General features: G+C 66.3%; 19 protein-coding genes and 1 riboswitch. Of the genes, 4 read left to right on the top strand and 15 right to left on the bottom strand.

Annotation, left to right across the window (positions count from 1 at the left end; translation table 11 throughout):
- Window positions 1-275 precede the first annotated feature (275 nt).
- From ACFWIX_RS15275 to ACFWIX_RS15230, 10 genes are all read right to left on the bottom strand, one after another.
- Window positions 276-641, bottom strand: coding sequence for a hypothetical protein (locus tag ACFWIX_RS15275; protein WP_377216980.1), 366 nt, complete (start codon window positions 639-641; stop codon window positions 276-278).
- 77 nt (window positions 642-718) lie between these two features.
- Window positions 719-1,117: a fluoride efflux transporter FluC gene (locus ACFWIX_RS15270; protein ID WP_377216979.1), complete on the bottom strand. Its 399-nt coding sequence runs from the start codon at window positions 1,115-1,117 to the stop codon at window positions 719-721.
- Entirely contained in the window at window positions 1,114-1,524 is a 411-nt protein-coding gene (locus ACFWIX_RS15265; protein WP_377216978.1) for a fluoride efflux transporter FluC, read from the bottom strand. The genes ACFWIX_RS15270 and ACFWIX_RS15265 overlap by 4 nt, the downstream gene beginning before the upstream one ends.
- Window positions 1,514-2,227 carry a metal-dependent transcriptional regulator gene (locus tag ACFWIX_RS15260; RefSeq protein ID WP_377216977.1) on the bottom strand — a complete coding sequence of 238 codons (714 nt, stop codon included), beginning with the start codon at window positions 2,225-2,227 and terminating at the stop codon, window positions 1,514-1,516. Before ACFWIX_RS15260 ends, ACFWIX_RS15265 begins: the two co-directional genes overlap by 11 nt.
- Before the next feature lie 42 nt (window positions 2,228-2,269).
- Entirely contained in the window at window positions 2,270-3,028 is a 759-nt protein-coding gene (locus ACFWIX_RS15255) for a class I SAM-dependent methyltransferase (RefSeq protein ID WP_377216976.1), read from the bottom strand.
- 86 nt (window positions 3,029-3,114) lie between these two features.
- Window positions 3,115-4,524: an aminotransferase class V-fold PLP-dependent enzyme gene (locus ACFWIX_RS15250; RefSeq protein WP_377216975.1), complete on the bottom strand. Its 1,410-nt coding sequence runs from the start codon at window positions 4,522-4,524 to the stop codon at window positions 3,115-3,117.
- Between the two features lie 35 nt (window positions 4,525-4,559).
- A riboswitch (SAM riboswitch) is annotated at window positions 4,560-4,673 on the bottom strand.
- A 168-nt stretch (window positions 4,674-4,841) separates the two neighbouring features.
- Window positions 4,842-5,654 carry a histidinol-phosphatase gene (hisN, locus tag ACFWIX_RS15245; RefSeq protein WP_377216974.1) on the bottom strand — a complete coding sequence of 271 codons (813 nt, stop codon included), beginning with the start codon at window positions 5,652-5,654 and terminating at the stop codon, window positions 4,842-4,844.
- Window positions 5,655-5,700: 46 nt separating this feature from the next.
- Window positions 5,701-6,816: a ribosome small subunit-dependent GTPase A gene (gene rsgA / locus ACFWIX_RS15240; protein ID WP_377216973.1), complete on the bottom strand. Its 1,116-nt coding sequence runs from the start codon at window positions 6,814-6,816 to the stop codon at window positions 5,701-5,703.
- The gene (gene aroA, locus ACFWIX_RS15235) at window positions 6,800-8,167 is read right to left on the bottom strand and encodes a 3-phosphoshikimate 1-carboxyvinyltransferase (protein WP_377216972.1); all 1,368 of its coding nucleotides are present in this window, start codon (window positions 8,165-8,167) and stop codon (window positions 6,800-6,802) included. Before aroA ends, rsgA begins: the two co-directional genes overlap by 17 nt.
- A gap of 6 nt (window positions 8,168-8,173) precedes the next feature.
- Entirely contained in the window at window positions 8,174-8,689 is a 516-nt protein-coding gene (locus ACFWIX_RS15230; protein WP_377216971.1) for a DoxX family protein, read from the bottom strand.
- A 349-nt stretch (window positions 8,690-9,038) separates the two neighbouring features.
- Here ACFWIX_RS15230 and ACFWIX_RS15225 point away from each other — a divergent pair, with 349 nt between their 5' ends.
- Window positions 9,039-9,767: a sigma-70 family RNA polymerase sigma factor gene (locus tag ACFWIX_RS15225; RefSeq protein WP_377216970.1), complete on the top strand. Its 729-nt coding sequence runs from the start codon at window positions 9,039-9,041 to the stop codon at window positions 9,765-9,767.
- Window positions 9,764-10,024, top strand: coding sequence for a mycothiol system anti-sigma-R factor (gene rsrA, locus ACFWIX_RS15220; protein ID WP_377216969.1), 261 nt, complete (start codon window positions 9,764-9,766; stop codon window positions 10,022-10,024). The genes ACFWIX_RS15225 and rsrA overlap by 4 nt, the downstream gene beginning before the upstream one ends.
- Window positions 10,025-10,136: 112 nt before the next feature.
- On the opposite strand, the gene ACFWIX_RS15215 is transcribed toward rsrA, so the two are convergent.
- The 5 genes from ACFWIX_RS15215 to ACFWIX_RS15195 form a co-directional block, all read right to left on the bottom strand.
- Complete coding sequence (locus ACFWIX_RS15215; RefSeq protein ID WP_369299106.1) at window positions 10,137-10,211, bottom strand: 50S ribosomal protein bL37; 75 nt, start codon at window positions 10,209-10,211, stop codon at window positions 10,137-10,139.
- A gap of 90 nt (window positions 10,212-10,301) precedes the next feature.
- Window positions 10,302-10,928: a PadR family transcriptional regulator gene (locus ACFWIX_RS15210; protein WP_377216968.1), complete on the bottom strand. Its 627-nt coding sequence runs from the start codon at window positions 10,926-10,928 to the stop codon at window positions 10,302-10,304.
- Window positions 10,928-11,755, bottom strand: a complete 828-nt coding sequence (locus ACFWIX_RS15205) for a DUF4097 domain-containing protein (RefSeq protein WP_377216967.1) — start codon at window positions 11,753-11,755, stop codon at window positions 10,928-10,930. The genes ACFWIX_RS15210 and ACFWIX_RS15205 overlap by 1 nt, the downstream gene beginning before the upstream one ends.
- A gap of 84 nt (window positions 11,756-11,839) precedes the next feature.
- On the bottom strand, window positions 11,840-12,439 hold the full coding sequence (locus ACFWIX_RS15200; RefSeq protein WP_377216966.1) for a GDSL-type esterase/lipase family protein: 600 nt from the start codon (window positions 12,437-12,439) through the stop codon (window positions 11,840-11,842).
- A 102-nt stretch (window positions 12,440-12,541) separates the two neighbouring features.
- On the bottom strand, window positions 12,542-16,348 hold the full coding sequence (locus ACFWIX_RS15195) for a multifunctional oxoglutarate decarboxylase/oxoglutarate dehydrogenase thiamine pyrophosphate-binding subunit/dihydrolipoyllysine-residue succinyltransferase subunit (RefSeq protein WP_377216965.1): 3,807 nt from the start codon (window positions 16,346-16,348) through the stop codon (window positions 12,542-12,544).
- 530 nt (window positions 16,349-16,878) lie between these two features.
- On the opposite strand from ACFWIX_RS15195, the gene ACFWIX_RS15190 reads away from it, so the two are divergent.
- Window positions 16,879-18,216 carry a hemolysin family protein gene (locus ACFWIX_RS15190; protein WP_377216964.1) on the top strand — a complete coding sequence of 446 codons (1,338 nt, stop codon included), beginning with the start codon at window positions 16,879-16,881 and terminating at the stop codon, window positions 18,214-18,216.
- The gene (locus ACFWIX_RS15185; protein WP_377216963.1) at window positions 18,213-19,283 is read left to right on the top strand and encodes a hemolysin family protein; all 1,071 of its coding nucleotides are present in this window, start codon (window positions 18,213-18,215) and stop codon (window positions 19,281-19,283) included. The genes ACFWIX_RS15190 and ACFWIX_RS15185 overlap by 4 nt, the downstream gene beginning before the upstream one ends.
- Window positions 19,284-19,359: the final 76 nt, after the last annotated feature.

The raw sequence follows: 19,359 nt of genomic DNA, 5'->3' as shown, positions 1-19,359 counted from the left end.
AGGGTGTGAACGATGTCCCGACTCACCGGTGAAGCATCAACTGGGAACGATGTCCCGACTCATGTGAGAACTATGTCGTGAAACTAGACACCCCCATCTCCACTTTTGTGAAAAGCCCCGGTCTTCGGACCGGGGCTTTTGTGTGCCCCGGCCACGCTCCGCTTTCGACGCGCATATTGGTCGTCGACACGGGGGTGCGCTGACGTACCCCGTATATGGGGTGCGAATCCGCACATCCGCGTCGACAGCGGTTTTGCGCGTCGGAACCCCACCGGTTACGGCGTCAGAACATCGACGACACCGATGAAGCGCGTGCCAACACCTTCGAACTCGCTCCGGACGGCACCCGCGGGGCGTGGCGGCACTTCCTGCTTGGTGTGGTGTTCGCAGGCAACGAAGCTGAAATCCGGCCACCATTTCTTTGGCCGGGCTGCCTCCTCATAGCCGCAGACGGCGCACACCAGGTGTACCCACACGGGGCGTTTGCCGGTACGGTTGGCCCGCGACTGAACCAGCCATGGCGGCGGGTTGTCCAGCAGGGCAGCAAGTTCTTCCTCGGCCATCCACTTGGGCAGGCCGTGGCGCTGCGCCATTTCGAGGGGTATGTCCAGGGCAATTGCCGCGTCACGTCTGCTCATCATCACTGTCCACCATACGGGAGGGCACCAAATCGCCTACAGGCGCAGTCGAATCGTGGCAGTCAGCAGGCGCACAGCGGTCAGGTCACCAGTGCAGCTCCCGCAGCCGCCGCCGCAAATCCCAGCACCAGGTTGGTGGCCACGTTCATCGCACCCGCGCTAAACCGGGCCTCGCTAAACAGCCGCACGGTGGCGGTGGTCCAGGAGCTGAATGTCGTCAGCCCGCCGGCAAGGCCTGTTGCGGCGGCGGTTCGCCACTCGGGTGACATGGCCGCGCCCTCCGTGGCGGCATACGTCAGTCCGATCAGGAAGCACCCGGCCACATTGACCAGCAGGGTAGCCCACGGCCAGTGAAGCCGCCCGGATCCGCCGGGCCCACGGACGCTGCGGCGTGCGCTGTGGTGGGCAAACCAGCTGTCCACAGCGAACCGCAGCATGGCGCCCGCCATCCCGAAAAGACCCACCAGCAGCGCCGTCATGGCACAACTTCCGCAGGACGCGCCATCATCCGGCCCACGCGCCAGCCGGCGCCCGCGGCGGCGAGGCCGAACGCCAGCGACAGCGCCAGGTACAGCAGCCACGCCCGGTGTTCACCGGCCCGCAGCAGCTGGTCGGTGGAGAACATGACGGCGGAAAACGTGGTGAAGGAGCCCAGCAGCCCGGGACCCAAGCCTGCGCGCAGCCAGAAGGCGGTCTGCGGCCGGGCAATCCAGATGGTGGTCAGCGAGGCGAGGACAAAGCTTCCTGCAACGTTAATAAGGAGTGTCGTCCACGGAATGGCGCCCGGCCCTTCAGGAAAAGCCAGTCCCAGGCCGTACCGGAGTTCCGTGCCGATGAAGCCGCCGGCAGCCACGGCCAGCCAGGCGCGCCACACGTCAGCCGTCACCCAGGAGGCAGCCGGGGTGCGGGTGGTCCGTGTGGACCCAGAGTGCTGAGGTGATCTCCTCGGCGAAGTCGTAGTCCCTGCTCCGGCCTGCATTGCGGATGCGCACCACCAGGGCGCCGCCGAACGGGCGACGGCCCACCACTTCAACTTCGTCGTCGAGGTCGATATGTTCCGCGGACAGATACCGAAGGAGGTCCGGGTTGTCGTCGCTGATCCTGGTGATCCTGCCGGTGTGCCCCTCATCGAGTTCGCCCATGAGGTGGGCCCGCGGCACCAAGACCTGACCGTCGGCTGAGGGGATCGGGTCACCGTGCGGGTCCCGCAGGGGATGGCCCAGCTTCGCTGAGACCCGTTCGATGAATGTGTCGGAGACTGCGTGCTCCAGCAGTTCAGCTTCGTCGTGGACTTCGTCCCAGCTGTAGCCGAGTTGCTGCACGAGGTAGGTCTCGATCAGCCGGTGCCGCCGCACCATGGCCAGCGCGAGCCGTAGCCCGGCATCAGTCAGGGTGATGGCGCTGTAGGGCTTATGGTCCACCAGGCCCTGGTCCTTGAGCTTGCGGACCATCTCGGATACCGAGGAATTTGCGACACCCAGACGCTGCGCAAGCTGCGAGGAAGTGATGGCCTTGTCCTGCCACTCCGTGAAGGAGTAGATGACCTTAACGTAGTCCTCGATGGAGGAGGAGGGCGCGCTGGTCTTCACAGCTCAAGCCTACCGGGTCCGGGGCGGCACAGCATGGTGGGTTCAAGCCTTCGCTGCGCGCCATGAGAGCGTCAGGTACGGCAGCTTCAGGTCAAGCCCGGTTGCGTGGCCCAGATGGTCATGCAGGTACCAGTCCAGGTTGGCCAGCACCTTGGCGCGGGTTGCCTCGCCTGCCCGAAGGTAATAGCTGCGTGATTTGGCCAGCTCCATCAGGTCCTCGGTGGTTACGGTGTCCTGCCAGTGCGTGAGATGCCCCTCGAGCCCTGTGAATTCCGGTCCAACCACCGGCCGGAAATCAGGTTTGTAGACATCGCCGGCGTGCATGATCCGGGACAGGCGGTGCACCCACGGCACCGACGTGTCCAACTGGTTCCACACGAGTCCCAGGGTGCCGCCGGGCCGCAGCACGCGCGCCAGTTCGGTGCTTGCCGCGAGCGGATCGCACCAGTGCCATGCCTGGGCCACAGTGACGACGTCGAACGCCGCTTCAGGAAGGCCGGTCGCCTCCGCAGTCCCCGCCACAGCCGTGGCAGCAGGGCAGTGGAGCTGCAGTTGGGCCAGCATGTCCGCGGACGGATCGATGGCCGTCACCTTGAGGCCACGGTCCAGGAGCAGCGCGGTGAACTTTCCGGTCCCTGCGCCTACGTCCAGCGCATCCCTTGCTCCGGGAGGGACCAGCCAATCGGCGGAGTCCTGCGGATACCCGGGCCGCACGCGCTGGTAGTGGCTGCCGCCGGAGCGGAAGCTGCTGCCCAGCTCCCGGCGCCGCCCGTGATCCATCTTGGGGCCACCCCGAACCACGTGCGGCCTCCTTCAGTCCATGCCTTGCGGGTTCTTTCGAATTTACAGTATGGACCGGTGGCTCAGCGCCTTGGGTGCCGGTGCCCTCAGCTGTCGGTGCAGGGAGCCGCGCCGGCGGTGCCGGGGGTGTTCGGCGCCCAGTGCGGGTAGGTCCGGGTGTCGTTCGCCGGCACCCAGCGGCCGGCGTCCACCACGTAGTCCCAGCCCAGCCCGGTGGTCTTGAGTGCTTCGATTCCCGCCAGCAGGCGCTGCGCGTCCTCCAGCCGGGAACCCACGCCGAAGCTGGCCCGCAGCGACCCCGACGGCAGTCCCAGCCGCTTGAGCAGCGGGTGGGCGCAGAACCGGCCGTCGCGCAGGCCCACACCGTGCTCGGCGGACAGGTAGGCCGCCACGAGTCCGGCGTCGTAGCCCTCCACCGAGAAGTTCACCACGCCGATGGTGTCCGTTTCCGGGTTGGTGTCCTTGAAGATCTGGTGCACCGTCACGCCGCTGATCTGCTGGAGGCCCTCCACCAGGAAAGACCGGACGGCTGACTCATGGGCGTGCCAGCGCTCCTGGTCCAGCCCGGCGATGACCTGGGTGGCGCGCGCGAGGGTGGCGGCTCCGAGGACGTTAGGCGAGCCACCCTCATGGCGGGCCGGTCCGGTGGCCCAGCGGACGCCGTCGAGCCGTGCTTCCTTGACGGCGCCGCCGCCGGCAAGGTGCGGGACGCCCGCGTCCAGCCAATCGGGACGGCCTACCAGCACCCCAGCGCCGAAGGGCGCGTAGAGCTTGTGCCCCGAGAAGGCGAGGTAGTCGACGTCGTCTGCTGTGATGTCAATCCGACGGTGCGGTGCGAGCTGGGCGGCATCAACCACGATCCTGGCGCCATACTGGTGGGCGAGTGCCGCAAGGGCGCGCACCGGCAGGATTTCCCCGGTGACATTGGACGCTCCGGTGACTGCCAGCAGGATAACGCCACCTTGCTCCAGCTCGGCGCGGACTGCGTCCAGGGTGGCGGCGATGGTGTCCGCTGCCACGATGCTTCGGTGCGGGACGCCCTGCCACGGCAGCAGGTTGGCGTGGTGCTCGATATCCAGGTACAGGACATCGCCGGCCGGGCGGCCGTCGGCTACGGGCAGGCAGCCGGCCAGCAGGTTGAGCGAATCCGTGGTGTTGCGGGTGAAAATGACGGAATCGTCCGGCCGTCCGCCCACGAAGTCGCGGACGATGTCCCGGGCGTTTTCGTACACGGACGTACTGATCTGGGACGCGTAGCCGGCGCCGCGGTGCACGCTGGCGTAATACGGCAGGATTTCGTTCAGGTAGGCCGACACCACCGAAAGCGCGGGGGCGGAGGCGCCATAGTCCAGGTTGGCATAGCGGACGTGACCGCCGGTGATCAGGGGCGCCTGGATTTCCGCGCCGGTGACGGCAGCCAGCGGACGGGCTGCGGCGGCGGCAATGGAATCGGCAGGCGGGGCCGCAACGGCGGGGGCGACAGTGGCAGTTGTCACAGAGACCTCACTGGGAAAGGACTCCACAAACAGGGAATCCGCGCTTGCCGCATCCGCTCCGGACCGGCCTGGTCGTCACCCGGGGCACCCCACCGCGAATGGAGGGTTGCCGGCCAGCAAACCGGGGTTTAGCGCTGGCACTCGTGACCTGATTAAGAGCGTAGGACATTCCAGCGGGCAAGGCTGAAGCGGAGCGAAATGTTAAGGCCTTTGTTACGCCCAGCTGCCAAAGGCGTGTTTCGGCGAAGATTACGACGACGGACGACTCCGTTCGCGGCGCCCGTCGTCGTAATCTTCGGTCCGGAGAGTCCGGCGGCCTACAGGAGGTCGTCCAGGTAGGGGTTGAGCCGGTGCAGTACTTCGGTGTGCAGGATGGAGTTGGTGGCCAGGGCATTCCCGCCGAAGGGCCCGTCCTGGCCTTCCAGTGAGGTGAAGCGGCCACCGGCTTCCACCACGATGGGCACCAGCGCGGCCATGTCATAAAGGTTCAGTTCCGGCTCGCAGGCAATGTCCACGGAACCCTCCGCCACCATGCAGTACGACCAGAAGTCCCCGAAGGCCCGGGTGCGCCAGACGTCCTCGGTCAGGCCCAGGAACTCGTCGAGGTTGCCCCGCTCCTTCCAGCCGCCCAGGCTCGAGTAGGACAGCGACGCGTCCGCCAGATTGGAGACGTTGGAGACCCGGAGCCGGCTTGCTGCCGCCAGGGACCGGCCGGTGTAGGAACCCATGCCCTTGGCACCCCACCAGCGCTTGCCCAGGGCGGGAGCGCTCACCACACCAACCACCGGTTCACCCTCGTCCACGAGGGCGATGAGGGTGGCCCAGACCGGCACGCCGCGGACAAAGTTCTTCGTCCCGTCGATGGGGTCGATGATCCACCGGCGCGAACCATGGCCGGTGCTGCCGAATTCCTCGCCGAGCACGGCGTCGCGTGGCCGGGAACGGGAGAGCTGGCCGCGGATGGCCTCCTCGGCGGCCTTGTCCGCGTCGGTGACCGGCGTTAGGTCCGGCTTGGTCTCCACATGGAGATCGAGGGCCTTGAAGCGGCTCATGGTCTGGTCATCCACGGAGTCGGCCAGGACATGGGCCAGGCGCAGGTCATCGTTATAGCTCGAAGCGGGTTGGATCATAGTTCCAAACTACCGTCTGCGCGCGGATCTGCTGGGAGATCGGGTGTCAGGTGACGCTTCCGAGTTCCTTGGCTTCCTGCGCCTCGTTGCGCGGATCCGCACCGAGCAGACGGCGCAGGGATGCCAGCCGGGCGGGCCCGGTGGGTCCTGCGTGCCCGTCGTTGACCCACGCATCGAGCCCGCAGTCCACGGCGGCGGCGGTGTGCTTGCAGCCCCGCTCGCAGTCCTCGATCCCGGGGGAGAGATCCGGAAAGGAACGCAGGATCCGGTCGGGGTCCACGTGGGCGAGCCCGAACGAGCGGATGCCGGGGGTGTCAATGATCCAGCTGCCAGGGGGAGCCTCTGCAAGCCGGAGGGCCAGCGCGGACGAGGAGGTGTGGCGGCCGCGGCCCGTGACCGCATTGACGCCGCCCGTCGCGCGTTCCGCCCCGGTCAGGGCGTTGACCATGGTGGACTTGCCCACGCCGGAATGGCCCAGCATCACGGTGACCTTGCCGTCCAGATGGGCCCGCAGCCGGGCGACGGCGCCGCTGTCCAGCCGGGCGGATAGGCCGTCGTCGGAGCGGGCGTCGATTCCCGAGGCGCGGTCGTCGGCCGTCCGGCTGATGATGACGGGGAACTCAAGGTGCGTGTAGTTCGAAAGGAGCTCCGCAGGATCCCTGACGTCCGCTTTGGTAACCAGCAGGATCGGCTCGATGCCGGCGTCGTACGCTGCCACCAGGGCGCGGTCGATGAACCCGGTGCGCGGCTCCGGGTTGGCCGCGGCGACAACGATGACCAGCTGGTCCGCGTTGGCCACCACTGCGCGCTCAATAGGGTCGGTGTCGTCGGCGCTGCGGCGCAGCAGGGTGCGGCGGTCCTGGATCTTCACCAGGCGCGCCAGCGTATCGGGCTCGCCGGAAACGTCACCCACCAGCGAAACGAAGTCGCCGGCAACCACCGGGGAGCGCCGCAGTTCACGCGCCCGGGCCGCGACGACCACGCGCTCGGACGGGGAATCCTCGTCCACAACGGCCGTATAGCGACCCCGGTCCACCGTGATGATGCGCCCCGTGACAGCGTCGTCGTGGCTGGGCCGGTCCTTGGTGCGCGGCCGGGAGCCTTTCTTGCTGGGCCGGATGCGGACATCCGACTCATCCCAGGAGTCAGTGCTCCGAGCCACTGCCCGAACCCTCCGCCCCTTGCGCGAGCATCCCGGACCAGAGCCTGGGGAAGTCCGGCATCGTCTTGCCAGTGGTGGCGATATCCTCCACCTCAACTCCGTGGACGGCAAGGCCCAGGATGGCGCCCGCGGTGGCCATCCGGTGGTCCGCATAAGTGTGCACGACGCCGGCGCGCAGCGGAGCGGGGCGGATCATCAGCCCGTCGCTGGTCTCCTCGGCGTCGCCGCCCAGCCGGTTGATTTCAGTAACGAGCGCGGCGAGCCGGTCCGTTTCGTGGCCGCGCAGGTGCGCGATACCGCTCAGCCGGGATGGCCCGGAGGCAAGGGCGCACAACGCCGCCACGGTGGGGGCCAGTTCGCTGGTGTCGGCAAAATCGCCGCCCTTGATCTCCGGACCGCCGGTGACCGTCAGCGTGCCGTCGCGGAGGGTGACGTCCGCCCCCAGCTCAGCGAGGATGCTGCGCCACAGGTCGCCCACCTGTTGCGTCTGTTCGGGCCAGTCCGGGATCCGCACGGTTCCGCCCGTGGCCAGGGCCGCGGCCAGGAACGGCCCCGCGTTGGAAAGGTCCTGCTCGATCCGCTGGTCGAAGGCGCGGATGGGCCCGGGTTGCACCACCCAGTGGTTGGGCTTGGAATCATCCACCTGCACTCCGGCGCCGCGGAGAACGGCGACGGTCATGTTGATGTGGTCCAGGCTCGGAACCGTGGCGCCGGCGTGTTCCAGATGCAGTCCCTCGGTGAAACGGGCGCCCACCAGCAGCAGGGCGGAAACAAACTGGGAGGACGCGCTGGCGTCGATCACGAGGTGCCCGCCGCGGACTTCCCCGGTGCCTTCCACCACGAACGGAAGGGACGACGGCGTGCCCCCGCCTTCTGCGGTAACCGCCACGCCCAGCCCCAACAGGGCCTCGATGATCGTTCCCATGGGCCGCTTGCGCGCGTGGGGATCGCCGTCAAACACGCTGGTGCCGTTCCGGAGCGCTGCGAGCGGCGGGACGAACCGCATCACCGTGCCGGCCAGGCCGCAGTCGATGGCCGCGTCCGCAGCCGGCGCGCCGGCACGGGCCGGAATGACCTCGAGGTCCGGCCCGAATGCCCCATCACCCGGAACCTCGGTGATGGTGGCCCCCAGCTGGCGCAGGGCGTCGATCATCAGGGCCGAATCCCTGGAATGCAGGGGTGCGCGCAGGCGGGACGGGCCGTCAGCCAGTGCGGCAAGCACCAGATACCGGTTGGTCAGCGACTTGGAGCCAGGGACCTGGACGGTGGCGTTGACAGGCCGCGATGCGAACGGTGCGGGCCAGTGGGGGAGTGCTCCGGTGCCGGCCGGTGCTGCGGGTGCTGCGGTCATTCGGCTTTATGCCCCCGTGGCGTGCCCGACGGCACGGCGAACGGCTTTGTCGGCCTTGTGGATCTTTTTGTTGGTTGTCCTGCGTGCATCCGCGGCGAGGTGCTCCGCGCGCCATGCCAGCCCGGGCTTGCCCGCGGTGTCCACTGAAGCCAGCAGCGCGCCGCCGCTGAGCGAGAGATTCTTCAGGAGCTGGGTGCGCCGGTGCTCGCGGCCCTCCTTGCTGCTGATGTCGGCGCTGCGCCATTCCACGAAGGTGTTCAGGAGCGATACCACCGTCAGCACGCCGGCGGAGAGGCGGGAGAACTTCCCCAGCCCAAACAGGATGCCCGCGCCAACCTGGGTGCCGCCAATGACGCGGGCCAGGGCCTTCTCATCAGCCTGGAAGGGCAGGGCAGCGGCGGCCTTGCGGAGCAGCGGAGAGAGCTGCTGGGCGGTGTCTTCGGAATTCTTGAGCTTGTCCATTCCGGCCAGGACAAAACTGGAGGCCAGCATGGGCCGTGCAAGCGTGCGGATAACGGACATGGATTTCCTCCTGGATGGACGAGCCGCATCGGAGCGGGGGAGTCCGTTCTAGTCTTGCACTTTTGGGGAATATTTGCCCAAGGCGCGGGGTTACGTAAAGCAGGTCCGCATCCGCAGGGCCGCACAAAAGCACGGACACATTCCAGGCAGCAACTGCCGGCGCCCGCACGCGTTCGCGCGCACGCGCTGGCGGCCGCAGCCTGCGGTGGAAGACAGGAACGGGGTGGCCTTGGGAAGCGTAACGGATTTCGTCTCCGCGCCAGGTCCGGTGGAGACGGACGCATTGCTGTCCGATCCGCCGGAGTATGGCACGCCGGCGGGGCGCGCCCTGACAGTAGACTTGAGGGCAATGAGCACCCTGGATCCGGCCGTTCCGGCCACCTACGAGGAATCCTCCGTCCCGGCCAGCGCCGCGGCGGGGCCAGCTGTGGCCGCCACGGAAGAGCTGGTGGACGTCGCCGCGGAGTCAGCTGAAGAACGGCGGGCCCGGTTCGAGCGGGATGCCATGCAGTACGTGGACCAGCTGTACTCAGCCGCCATGCGGATGGCCCGGAACCCGTCGGACGCCGAGGACCTGGTGCAGGAGGCTTATACCAAGGCATTTTCGGCGTTCCACCAGTACAAGCCCGGGACAAACCTCAAGGCCTGGCTGTACCGGATCCTCACGAACACCTACATCAATCTTTACCGGAAGCGCCAGCGCGAGCCGCTGCAGTCGAACTCGGACACCATCGAGGACTGGCAGCTGGCGCGGGCGGAGTCCCACACCTCCAGCGGCCTCAGGTCCGCGGAAGCCGAGGCTCTGGACCACCTTCCGGATTCGGACGTGAAGCGTGCGCTGCAGGAGATTCCGGAGGAGTTCCGGCTTGCCGTGTACTTCGCGGATGTCGAGGGATTTGCGTACAAGGAAATTTCCGACATCATGAACACCCCCATCGGTACGGTGATGTCCCGGCTCCACCGCGGCCGGAAAATGTTGCGGGACATGCTCGCGGAATACGCCGCCGAGCGCGGATTTACGGCCGCCGCCGATCCAAAGGACGCGGCAGGAAGCACACAACAGGAGAGCGGAAAATGAGCGACTGCCAGGGATTGGGCGATTGCGACGACACCAGGATGCAGCGGATCTACGAGTACCTCGACGGCGCACTCACCCGGGAGGACCTCACGGAGATCAAGACGCACCTCGACGAGTGCCCGGAGTGCAGTGAGCAGTACGACCTCGAATGCGTCATCCGCAAAGTGGTCAAGCGTTCCTGCACGGAGGCCGCACCGGAGAACCTGAAGAACGCGATCCTTGACCGGATCCACTCCATCCGGTCGGTCGGCGCATAGCTGCCGGGGCGGCTGCCCGTCCCCGGGTGCACAAGCCCCGGACACAGAAAGGACCCCGGAAACCGAGAGGTTTCCGGGGTCCTTTGCTGTAACCAAGTTACCTGGCGTGTGCCTAGGTGTTGGGGCGCTTCCCGTGGTTCGCGCCGCCACGCTTACGGTCACGACGCTTGCGTGCACGCTTGCTCATAGCTGGCCTCCTTAATGTTGGTACTCAAAAGAGCTGCCCTCAAGTCTCCCACATCCGCAGGGTGCCCGCGAACCGGAACCGCAGGTACGGCTACGCATCCAGTGCGGTGCGGATGGCGGCGCCGGCCTGGTCCAGGACCGTCCGCAGCGTTTCAAGGGCGGCCGGGCTGAGGGGCCGGTCCCGGGAGCGAAGCCGCAGTTCAGCGCGGATTCCGTCGCGGAAGTCCTGCAGCAGGGCCTCGGCATCCTTCAGTGGCCGAGCAGCCTGCGGGGGCATGCGGCCACCGGGCATGCGCATATCAGCCGACTGGGCGGCGGAGTGGGCTGCAAGCCTGGCCGCCTCGGCCGTGGCCACGAGGTCCGCCCGCAGGCCGCGCATGTTGCTGCGGATGTCTTCGCGCAGGGTGTCGGCCAACCGCCGCACCGACGCGGAGATGTCGTTTTCGACGGCGGCCAGCTCGTCGCGCCGGCGCTCCAGTTCAGCCAGACCGGCAGCGGTTATGCGGTAGTTCGTCCGGCGGCCCGCGGCTTCAGTGGCCACCAGGCCCTCTGCCTCCAGCTTGCCCAGGCGCGGGTAGATGGTCCCCGCACTCGGGGAGTAAGTGCCGCCAAAACGCTCCTTGAGTGCCTTGATCAGCTCGTATCCATGTTTGGGACCCGACTCAAGCAGGGCCAGGAGATAAAGGCGGAGTGCTCCGTGCGCGAACACGGGAGGCATCAGCGGCCTGCTTCCGCGTCTTCCGGCGCGGGTCGATGAAATACGGACGTTGCACCGGAAACCGAGTTGGTCCGCAGCAGCATCAGCTGCCGGTCCGGGCCCGCGATGGTCTCCACCGTTCCCGCGAGGTGCGGGAAGCGCTGGTTGTCGATGACCACCGCGCCGCTGGCCGATTTGGCGATAACGTCCACGCCGACGTCGTGCGGCAACCGGATGGTGAGGTCTCCCGAAACCGAGTTCGCCCCGAAATCATGCGCGTGGCCGTACAGATCGAAGCTGAGCCCGCCGCTGACGGTGTTGGCCCTGACATTCGTCAGCTCCCCGGAAACGGTCACTTCACCGGAGACGTTCTTTGCGGTCAGTACGCCGGTATGGTTGCGGGCCGCTACCTCGCCGCTGACGGTGTTGACATCGAGCTGGCCCGTGGTGCCGTCCGCCACCACCGAACCGGAAACCGTGTTCAGGCGGGTGTGGCCGGTCGTTCCGGAAACCAGGCCCTCGCCGCTGACGATGGCCGCCTCGACGTCCACACCGGCGGGGAGGGCAATGCTGATGACGGCGGAGTTCTCGCTGTTGTGGCCGACCGCCCCCATCAGGTTCTTAAGCCATCCCTGCGCACCGTGCAGCTGGTGCCGGATTTCCAGCCGGCCACCGGTTACAGAGACAGCCACGGGGTCGCCCTGGACGTCCGAGACCTCCACCCGGGCCACCGGGTCCTCGTGTGTGACCACATCAAACCGGCCGCGGACCATACCCAGCTTCAGGGACGAAACACCGTCCACATCGATGGTCTGCGGGCTAGTGATGCTCCACTGCTGATCGGACACGTCTCCTCCAAAGGCGATATATCGTGTTGGGCTTCCAACGGTACCCCCGGGCGGTCCGGCAATCAAGATATATCGCGAAGGGTGCTACTCCGGGGCGTCCATGCCCAGCCACTGGAACCAGCCGCGGTGCAGGACCAGCCAGGCCATGAGCCCGTAACCCGCCTGGCCGGGCGCCCCGCCGTTGGCTGCCAGGTCCTGGCGCCACTGTTCATGGTTCAGCAGGGGAGAGAAGGTATCGACGTAGAGATGCTTCCGGCGGGTGGTGACGTCCGCGAAGGCCGTATTAAGCTCATCCAGCCTCCGGTTGCGCACCGGGTCGAGCGTGGGCGGCGGGCCTACGACGAAGACCTCTATGCGGTTCTGCGAGGCTGAGTCGAGGATATTGGCGAGGTTGAGCCGGCTCCGTGCGGTGGAGAGACCGAACTCGATGTCGCGTCCGGAGAGGCCTATGACCAACCGGTTCTCCGCCTGGTCGCTGAACCGCCGGCCCGCTTCGTCAAGCCAGCGGCTGGCCAGGCCCTCGGTGCCTTCCTCGGGGCAGGCCAGCGCGTAGCTTTCCACCGCTGTGCCGTCCTGGGGAGTGCGGGCCAGCACGCGCCCGAACCAGCCGAGCGCGCGCGGGTCTCCCATTCCGGCCAGCAGTTCATCTCCTACGGCTGCAATGCGCAGCTTCCTGTCTTCCACACGTACCTCTTCACTTCCGGGGCCTGACCGGTGTTGTCCATTAAACGGCAACTGCCCGGCCGGAGTCTGATGGGTCGACGTCCGGCCGGGCAGCCTTGGTGCTTACTTGCGTGCGAATGCCTGCTTCAGCAGGACGTCCTGCTCAGCGGCGTGCCGCTTCATCGAGCCGGCAGCCGTGGAGGCCGAAGCGGGGCGCGAAACCAGGCGGATCCTGCGGTCGAGGGCGTCCGGCAGGTTGAGGCCGATGAACGGCCACGGGCCCTGGTTGGCAGGCTCATCCTGTGCCCAGACGACCTCGGCGTTCGGGTACTTAGCCAGTTCCGCGGCGATTTCCTCGTGCGGCAGCGGGTAGAGCTGCTCGACGCGGATGATTGCCGTGGTGGTGTCGCCCGTCTTCTGACGGGTGGACAGCAGGTCGTAGTACAGGCGGCCGGAGACCAGCAGGACACGTTCGACGGCGTTCGCCGCCAGCTGCTCGTGCTCAGCGATGACGGGGCGGAAGGCGCCGCTGGTGAAGTCCTCCACGGAGGACGCTGCAGCCTTCAGACGCAAAAGCTGCTTGGGCGTGAAGATGATCAGCGGCTTTCGCGGGCGACTGTAGGCCTGGCGGCGCAGCAGGTGGAAGTGCGAGGCCGCCGTCGTGGGATTGGCCACGATCATGTTCTCCTCGGCGCACAGCTGGAGGAAACGCTCAATGCGTGCTGAGGAGTGGTCCGGGCCCTGGCCCTCATAGCCGTGGGGCAGCATGAGTACCAGCGACGAACGCTGACCCCATTTCTGTTCCGCGGAGGAGATGAACTCATCGATGATGGTCTGTGCACCGTTGACGAAGTCGCCGAACTGGGCCTCCCAGAGGACCAGCGCGTCGGGACGCTCCACGGAGTAGCCGTATTCGAAGCCCATGGCGGCGTATTCGGACAGCAGGGAGTCGTAGATCCACAGCTTGGCCTGGTCGTCGGAGAGGTTGCCCAAGGGCAGCCATTCCTTGCCGTTCGCGCGATCGTGGAACACGGCGTGGCGCTGCACGAAGGTGCCGCGGCGGGAGTCCTGGCCGGCGAGCCGGACAGGGACGCCTTCCATGATCAGCGAGCCGAATGCGGCGATTTCGCCGAAGCCCCAGTCGATGCCGCCTTCGCGGGACATCTGCTCGCGCTTCTCCAGCAATTGCTTGAGCTTGGCGTGGACGGTGAAGCCTTCGGGGACCTCGACGTGCGCCTTACCGATCCGGGCAAGGGTTTCCGCGGAGATGGCCGTCGAGGCAGGGGCGTTCACGCTCGAATCGGACTGCTGTGCCATGGGGCGCTCGATGTCCGACACCGCGGCGGAGTCGGCCGTGATGATCGGGATCGGAGATGTCTGTGCCGCGTGGGTTTCGGCGAACACCCGCTCCAAGCGCTCCTGGTAGTCGCGGAGCAGCTGCTCTGCTTCTTCCTCGGTGATGTCGCCGCGGCCGATCAGCGATTCGGTGTACAGCTTGCGCACCGAACGCTTGGCCTCGATGAGGTTGTACATCAGCGGTTGGGTCATCGAGGGGTCGTCGCCCTCGTTGTGGCCGCGGCGGCGGTAGCAGACCATGTCGATGACGACGTCCTTGTGGAACCGCTGGCGGAACTCATAGGCGAGCTGGCCGATGCGTACCACGGCCTCGGGATCGTCACCGTTCACGTGGAACACCGGCGCCTGGATCATCTTCGCAACGTCGGTGGAGTACGTGGAGGACCGCGACGAGGAGGGAGCCGTGGTGAAGCCCACCTGGTTGTTGACCACGATATGGATCGTGCCGCCGGTGCGGTAGCCGCGCAGCTGGGACAGGTTCAGTGTTTCGGCAACTACGCCCTGGCCGGCGAAAGCTGCGTCGCCGTGCACCATGATGGGCAGCACGGGGAAGGTCTCGCCCTGGTCCAGGCGGTCTTGCTTGGCGCGGACGATGCCTTCGAGGACCGGGTCCACGGCTTCAAGGTGGGACGGGTTGGCGGCGAGGTAGACCTTGGTCTCCTTGCCGTTGTCCGAGGTGAAGGTGCCTTCGGTGCCCAGGTGGTACTTGACGTCACCGGAGCCTTGGACCGAGCGCGGATCCTGCGTGCCCTCAAATTCGCGGAAGACCTGGGCGTAGGTTTTGCCGGCGATGTTGGTCAGCACGTTGAGGCGGCCGCGGTGTGCCATGCCGATGGCAACCTCGTCGAGGCCGTCGTCGGCGGCATCGGACATGATTGCGTCCAGCAGCGGGATCAGCGACTCGCCGCCCTCGAGGGAGAAACGCTTCTGGCCCACGAACTTGGTCTGCAGGAAGGTCTCGAAGGCCTCCGCGGCGTTCAGCTTGGAGACGATCCTGAGCTGCTCTTCGCGGCTGGGCTTGGAGTAGGGGTGCTCAAGCTGGTCCTGGAACCACTTGCGTTCGGCGGGCTCCTGGATGTGCATGTACTCGATGCCGGTGGTACGGCAGTAGGCGTCGCGGAGAACGCCCAGGATGTCGCGGAACTTCAGGCTCGGTTTGCCGCCGAAGCCGCCCGTGGGCCATTCGCGGTCCAGGTCCCAGAGCGTCAGGCCATAGGTGAGGACATCGAGGTCCGGGTGCTTGCGCTGGACGTACTCCAGGGGGTCCGTGTCCGCCATGAGGTGGCCGCGGACGCGGTAGGAGTGGATGAGCTGCTGGATCCGGGCAACCTTGTTGATCTCGTCTGCCGGGTCAACCTGCTTGTCGGCGCTCCAGCGTACGGGCTCGTACGGAATCCGGAGGGACTCGAAGATCTCGTCGTAGAAGTTCTGCGCGCCGAGCAGCAGCGAGTGGACCAGCTTCAGGAACTCGCCGCTGCCGGCGCCCTGAATGACGCGGTGGTCGTAGGTGGACGTGAGCGTGAGGACCTTGCTGATGGCGTTCTGCGCAATGATCTTCTCGCTGGCGCCTTGGAATTCTGCCGGGTAGTCGAGTGCGCCCACGCCGATGATGGCGGCCTGGCCCTTGGAAAGGCGGGGCACCGAGTGCACCGTGCCGATGCCGCCCGGGTTGGTCAGCGACACGGTGGTGCCCTGATGGTCTTCCGCTGTGAGCTTGCCGTTGCGGGCGCGCTTGATCAGGTCCTCGTAGGTGTGCCAGAACTCCGAGAAGTTCAGGGTTTCGGCCTTCTTGATGTTCGGAACCATGAGGAGGCGGGTGCCGTCGGGCTTGGGCATGTCGATCGCGATGCCGAAGTTGACGTGTGCCGGCTGAACGGCGACGGGCTTGCCGTCCACTTCGTTGTAGTAGACGTTCATGGACGGGAACTGGGAGAGTGCCCGGATCACGGCATAGCCGATCAGGTGGGTGAAGGAGACCTTGCCGCCGCGTGCACGGGCCAGGTTGGAGTTGATGACCACGCGGTTGTCGATCAGCAGCTTCGCGGGAATGGCCCGGACGCTGGTGGCCGTGGGTACTTCGAGGCTGGTCACCATGTTGCTGGCAATGGCCTTGGCGGGACCGCGGAGGACGGAGACGACGTCCTCTTCGGGCGCCGTGGGGGCCTTGACGTTCTTGGGCAGCTGCGCCGGAATCGGGGGAGTGCCGCCGCCTGCTTCCGTCTTCTTGGAGCCGTCGCGGGCGACGGTGGCCGGTGCCTTCTTCGCGGGGGCTGCTGCCGGCGCCGGTGCCGGGACAGGTGCGGAGGCGGGTGCGGCAGGAGCTGCGGCCGGCGACGCTGCCGGAGCCGCAGGAGCTGCCTTGACAACCGGAATCTGCGTGGTGGGAGGGTTGGCCGCGTTCCCCGAATTTCCGTTGGAAGAAGAACGGCTGCCCGAGTCAAAGGATTCAAACAGCGGCCACCACTTGGCGTCTACTGCGTTTTTGTCCTTCTGGTACTGCTCGTACAGTTCGTCAACGAGCCACTCGTTTCCGCCAAATTCCTCTGGTAGACGGTGGCTAGGCTGCTCTGGCACTTGAAATACGCCTCTTCCATGAGTTTGATTTCTCTCCGGCCCACGGTGCTTGAGTACTCCGTTCGAACCAGTCTCTGCGTCCTCTGAACCCAGACCTTGCAAGTCTAGTGAGCATCACGCGTTAACTGCCAATAAGCGTGACCCAAATCATGAAGTGACGTCCGGTGTCCCGGAACCGGTGCTCTCCATAAGGGCGCCGCGGCCATTTAACGGCCCCGCCGCGGCAGGGCCGGCGTGGCCACGGGCTCCTGTAAACTGTGAGCCTTATGGACAGTAAATCCAGGTGCCGGCCTGGGGGCTGCAAGCGGAGGTCTGCCACGACCGCTGCGCAGTCCACCCGCCGAGCCGGCAGACCCCGAACAAATGCCCATTACCAGCCCGAGCCGGGCCCTGCCGCGCCCCGTACCGAAAGAGGGGCGGCCTCAGCCGACCACCCTCCGCCGGAACGGGCCACCTACAGACGAACCGGCCCGATTCCCGAAACGCCCCCTCCTGCAGGTCCCGCCGCTTTCCGTCAGGCGGGATGCTGAGTGGAATGGCTCCTTCTGGCCGCCGGCCTGCTCCTCATCGCCGGCACAGGATTCTTCGTGGCGGTTGAATTCTCCCTTATTGCCCTGGACCAGCCCACGGTCCAGCGGGCGGTCGACGACGGCGATGCCGGTGCCGTCCCGCTCCTGAAGTGCCTCAAATCCCTGTCCACCCAGCTGTCCAGCTGCCAGCTGGGCATCACGCTCACCACGCTGCTCACCGGCTACGTCATGGAACCTTCGGTAGGCCGGCTGCTGGAAGCCCCGCTGGCCGCCGTCGGACTTCCCGACGCTGCCGTGTACTCCATTTCGCTGGTGCTGGCCATGGTCCTCGCCACCCTGCTCTCGATGCTCCTGGGCGAACTCGTTCCCAAGAACATGGCGATCGCATTGTCCTTCCAGGTGGGCAAGGCGCTGGCACGTCCGCAGCTGATGTTCACCGCGGTCTTCAAGCCCGCCATCGTGGTCCTGAACGGCTTTTCCAACAAGGTCCTCAACGCCTTCGGCCTGGAGGCCAAGGAAGAAATTTCCGGTGCCCGCACACCCGCCGAGCTTGCCTCGCTGGTGCGCCGCTCGGCTGCCATGGGAACGCTCGACGCCGGGACCGCCAATTTCGTGGCCCGCACCCTTGATTTCTCCACGCGGACGGCAGCGGACGTTATGACGCCCCGCATCCGGGTGGAAACCATCGATGCCGGCCAGCCGGTGTCGGATGTCCTGGACGCAGCACGCCGCACGGGATACTCCCGGTTCCCGGTGATCGGCGAGTCCGCGGACGACATCCGCGGACTGGTACACGTCAAAAAGGCGGTGGCCGTCCCCGCGGACCGCCGGCAGAAGCTTGAAGCCGGCGCCATCATGACCGAAGTGCTCCGTGTTCCGGAGACCATTCACCTGGACGCACTCCTGGCGGAACTGCGCGACGGCAACCTCCAGCTGGCGGTGGTGCTGGATGAGTACGGCGGAACGGCAGGCATCGCCACGCTTGAGGACCTGGTGGAGGAAATTGTGGGCGAGGTGGCGGACGAGCACGACAAGGTCCGACCGGGCCTGCTGCAGAGCGCCTCCGGGGACTGGTATTTCCCGGGACTGCTCCGTCCCGACGAGCTGTCTGAACAGATCCCGGGCCTGACGGTCCCGGACGAGTCCGCCTACGAAACGGTGGGCGGCTATGTCATGAGCCAACTCGGCAGGATCGCCGCCGTGGGCGACACCGTCCCGGTCGAAGGCGGGACCCTCAGCGTTACCCGGATGGACGGACGCCGGATCGACCGGATCTGCTTCCACCCTGTGTCACCTGAAGCGGAAAGTCACCACGAGACCCGCGGGAGCGGACAATGAGCGACTGGGCCGGAATCTTTTGGTTGGCTGTGCTGCTGTTGGGCAACGCCTTCTTTGTCGGTGCTGAGTTCGCGGTCATGTCTGCCCGGCGCAGCCAGATCGAACCGCTGGCGGAGGCCGGTTCGAAGCGGGCGCAGACGACGCTGCGGGCCATGGAAAACGTCTCGCTCATGTTGGCCTGCGCCCAGCTGGGTATCACAGTGTGTTCCCTGCTCATCCTGCTGGTGGCCGAACCTGCCATCCACCACCTCCTGGCCGTGCCGCTCGAGGCGCTGGGCATCCCCAAGGAATTCGCTGATGTGGCGGCTTTCGCAGTGGCGCTCATGGTGGTGACGTTCCTGCACGTGACGTTCGGCGAGATGGTTCCCAAGAACATCTCCGTCTCCATGGCGGACAAGGCCGCGCTGTTCCTTGCCCCGCCGCTGATGTTCGTGGCCCGGCTGGTCAACCCCGTCATCGCGACCCTGAACTGGTCGGCGAACCACATCCTCAAGCTGCTGCGCATCGAACCCAAGGACGAGGTGAACTCCTCGTTCACCCTGGAGGAAGTCCAGTCAATCGTCCAGGAGTCCACGCGGCACGGACTGGTGGATGACGATGCCGGCCTGATCACCGGTGCGCTTGAGTTCTCCGACTACAGTGCGGCGGACATCATGGTTCCGCTGGACAAGCTGGTGATGCTTAAATCGCCCACCACGCCGGTGGACTTCGAAAAGGCCGTCAGCCGGACAGGTTTTTCCCGCTTCCCCATGCTGGACGAGGACGACATGCTGTACGGATACCTTCACGTGAAGGATGTCCTCTCCATACCGGAATCCGCCTCCGGCTACCCCATCGCGGAGAGCCGCGTCCGTTCGCTGGCCAACCTGGCCCTGGACGACGAGATCGAGAAGGCCATGTCGGTTATGCAGCGCACCGGGTCCCACCTGGCCCGCGTTATCGGTCCGGACGGGAAAACGCAGGGCGTCCTCTTCCTGGAAGACGTCATCGAACAACTGGTGGGTGAGATCCGGGACGCCACCCAGGCCCGGGGAATCCGGCGCTTTGGGCAGGAAAACGGTGTGTGACCCTTTTTTCTAAATAGGAATCATTCCCATTTAGGTGTAAGGTGGAGGGGTTGTTCCGCCCCTCCACCTGAACTGA

It is taken from the genome of Pseudarthrobacter sp. NPDC058362 (assembly GCF_042723515.1).
Lineage (GTDB): Bacteria > Actinomycetota > Actinomycetes > Actinomycetales > Micrococcaceae > Arthrobacter.
This window is presented reverse-complemented; position numbering and strand designations above follow the sequence as displayed.